A 2,988-nucleotide genomic window follows, 5' to 3' on the forward strand; every position below is an offset into this window, starting at 1 on the left:
CCTTCTGTGCCGGAGTTAACGCAATAAGTACCCCGCCTGGGGAGTACGACCGCAAGGTTGAAACTCAAAGGAATTGACGGGGGCCCGCACAAGCGGTGGAGTATGTGGTTTAATTCGACGCAACGCGAAGAACCTTACCAGGTCTTGACATTGATGGACAGAACTAGAGATAGTTCCTCTTCTTCGGAAGCCAGAAAACAGGTGGTGCACGGTTGTCGTCAGCTCGTGTCGTGAGATGTTGGGTTAAGTCCCGCAACGAGCGCAACCCCTATCTTATGTTGCCAGCACTTCGGGTGGGAACTCATGAGAGACTGCCGCAGACAATGCGGAGGAAGGCGGGGATGACGTCAAATCATCATGCCCCTTATGACCTGGGCTACACACGTACTACAATGGGAGTTAATAGACGGAAGCAATACCGCGAGGTGGAGCAAACCCGAGAAACACTCTCTCAGTTCGGATCGTAGGCTGCAACTCGCCTACGTGAAGTCGGAATCGCTAGTAATCGCAGGTCAGCATACTGCGGTGAATACGTTCCCGGGCCTTGTACACACCGCCCGTCACACCACGAAAGTCGGAAGTGCCCAAAGCCGGTGGGGTAACCTTCGGGAGCCAGCCGTCTAAGGTAAAGTCGATGATTGGGGTGAAGTCGTAACAAGGTAGCCGTATCGGAAGGTGCGGCTGGATCACCTCCTTTCTAGGGAGACATACACTAGGCCAAGAGCTTAGATGTCACTTAGGTCGACACTTTGGCACCTAACATTGTTCGGTTTTGAGAGATCTGTTATCTACAAGATAATAAATTTCTCATATATTAAATGGGCCTATAGCTCAGCTGGTTAGAGCGCACGCCTGATAAGCGTGAGGTCGGTGGTTCGAGTCCACCTAGGCCCACCATTTAATACATGGGGGCGTAGCTCAGTTGGGAGAGCACCTGCCTTGCAAGCAGGGGGTCAGGAGTTCGAATCTCCTCGTCTCCACCATTTAGTATTTGACAGCTAGTCTGTTTAATACTAAAATAACTAAGCTATCATTGATAGCAACATATGACGCATGAATCGTAAGATTTATGTCAGAATATTGTTCTTTGAAAACTGCATAGAAGATAATTATTATATTTGTAAGGTCATCTCTTAGAATTTCTAAGTAGGTTGACCCGAGCACATAGGAAATAATTCTCTGACTTAATGGTGACGTACATGAAAATGTACGGCTACAAAATAAACGACAATGTATCTAATGCATGTCAATGAAATCTTAAGTAAAGATTTTAAGGGCGTACGGTGGATGCCTTGGCGATATCAGCCGAAGAAGGACGCGGTAAGCTGCGATAAGCTACGGAGAGGTGCAAGCAACCTTTGACCCGTAGATTTCCGAATGGGGGAACCCGGCAGTGGTTATGCACTGTCACCCATACCTTTGAGTATGAGGAGGGCACCTGGGGAACTGAAACATCTAATTACCCAGAGGAAAAGTAATCAAACGAGATTTTCTTAGTAGCGGCGAGCGAACGGGAAAGAGGCCAAACCGGAGCGGGCAACCGCACCGGGGTTGAGGACAGTCATCAAGTGTAAATGAGGTAGAAGAATCGAGCTGGAAAGCTCAGCCGCAGAAGGTGAAAGCCCTGTAATCGAAACCTTGCATACATGGGACTGTATCCAGAGTACCACGAGACACGTGAAACCTTGTGGGAAGCAGGGGGGACCACCCTCCAAGCCAAAATACTGATATCGACCGATAGCGCATAGTACCGTGAGGGAAAGGTGAAAAGAACCCCTGGCGGGGAGTGAAAGAGAACCTGAAACCGTATGTCTACAAACAGTCGAAGTCTGTATATATATCAGGACGACGGCGTGCCTATTGAAGAATGAACCGACGAGTTACTGTTGCTAGCGAGGTTAAGTGGAAAACACGGAGCCGCAGCGAAAGCGAGTCTGAACAGGGCGTTCAGTTAGTAATAGTAGACCCGAAACCGTAGTGATCTATCCATGGCCAGGTTGAAGCACAGGTAAAATTGTGTGGAGGACCGAACTCGTGAGCGTTGAAAAGCTTTGGGATGAGTTGTGGATAGGGGTGAAATGCCAATCGAACACGGAGATAGCTGGTTCTCCCCGAAATAGCTTTAGGGCTAGCCTCGAGGTTGAGAGTATAGGCGGTAGAGCACTGATCGGGCTAGGGGCCATACCGGTTACCGAACCTAGTCAAACTACGAATGGCTATACTTATACTCGGGAGTCAGACAGTGAATGATAAGGTCCATTGTCAAGAGGGAAACAGCCCAGAACACCGACTAAGGTCCCAAATGTTACACTAAGTGGCGAAGGATGTGGAATTTCCAAAACAACCAGGATGTTGGCTTAGAAGCAGCCACCATTTAAAGAGTGCGTAATAGCTCACTGGTCGAGAGACTCTGCGCCGAAAATGTCCGGGGCTAAAGTGTAAAACCGAAGTCGTGTCATATGCAGCAATGTATATGGGTAGGGGAGCGTTCTCATTGGGTTGAAGCAGTACCGTAAGGAGTTGTGGACTGATGAGAAGTGAGAATGTCGGTATGAGTAGCGAAAAGAATGGTGAGAATCCATTCCACCGAAAGCCTAAGGGTTCCTGAGCAACGATCGTCGTCTCAGGGTAAGTCGGGACCTAAGCCGAGGCGGAAAAGCGTAGGCGATGGACAACAGGTTGAAATTCCTGTACCGGTGTGAATCGTTTGATCGATGGAGTGACACAGTAAGGTAGGTCAGCACGCGATTGGAAGTGCGTGTTTAAGCAGGTAGGTTGAGCTATAGGCAAATCCGTAGCTCTAAAAGCTGAGATGTGATGACGAGTTACTAGCAATAGTAACGAAGTGATTGATCCTACACTGTCGAGAAAAGCTTCTAGGTAGAGACACATCGCCCGTACCAAAACCGACACAGGTAGGCGGGGAGAGAATCCTAAGGTGCGCGGGAAAACCCTCGTTAAGGAACTCGGCAAAATGCCTCCGTAACT

Annotated in this window: 2 tRNA genes and 2 rRNA genes; all 4 read left to right on the plus strand. The window is 48.9% G+C overall.

Going from position 1 to position 2,988, the window contains the following annotated elements:
• Positions 1-697: ribosomal RNA gene (locus VCHSUH03_RS08505) — 16S ribosomal RNA — on the plus strand; the annotation flags it as partial.
• A 123-nt stretch (positions 698-820) separates the two neighbouring features.
• Positions 821-897, plus strand: a tRNA-Ile gene (locus VCHSUH03_RS08510).
• 10 nt (positions 898-907) lie between these two features.
• Positions 908-983: transfer RNA gene (locus tag VCHSUH03_RS08515), tRNA-Ala, on the plus strand.
• 277 nt (positions 984-1,260) lie between these two features.
• A 23S ribosomal RNA gene (locus tag VCHSUH03_RS08520) occupies positions 1,261-2,988 on the plus strand; the annotation flags it as partial.

The organism is Veillonella infantium (assembly GCF_002959895.1).
GTDB lineage: Bacteria > Bacillota > Negativicutes > Veillonellales > Veillonellaceae > Veillonella > Veillonella infantium.